Source organism: Streptomyces alkaliphilus, assembly GCF_014141535.1.
GTDB lineage: Bacteria > Actinomycetota > Actinomycetes > Streptomycetales > Streptomycetaceae > Streptomyces > Streptomyces alkaliphilus.
The window spans coordinates 1-403 of sequence record NZ_VKHT01001769.1 but is presented as its reverse complement, the minus strand read 5'-3'; the positions used below and the strand labels follow the sequence as shown (position 1 = coordinate 403).

Annotated in this window: 1 protein-coding gene; it reads right to left on the bottom strand. The window is 80.4% G+C overall.

Annotated features, from left to right (window positions below):
• On the bottom strand, positions 1-403 hold a 403-nt coding region (locus FNQ90_RS26685), incomplete at both ends, for a hypothetical protein (RefSeq protein WP_182608616.1).

Genomic DNA, 403 nt, shown 5'->3' with positions numbered 1-403 from the left:
GCGTCCTCGTCGGGGAGGGCGAGCGCGGCCAGCCAGGGCAGTTCGCCGGGTTCGATCCCGGCGGCGCGGACCAGGCCGAGGACGATCCCGGCCAACTCGGGGGCGCGCAGCGGGCCGTCCCCGCCGGCTCCCTCGATCCCGTCGGCTCCCTCGACCCCGCCGATCCCGCCGGCCCCGTCGAAGGGATCCGCCAGCGGGTCGCCGAGCGGATCGTCCTCCATCGAGGCGGCGACGGCGGCCCGCACCCGGGGCGTCTCCAGCACCGCGCGCGGCGTGGCGGGGACGGCCCCGAGCTTCTCCAACAGCGGGTGCACCGCCTCGGGATGGGCGACGCGCAGACCGAGGCGGGCCAGGCGGGCGGGGTCCGGTCCGGCCGGCGCGTCGCCCTCCCCCGGCCCGGCCC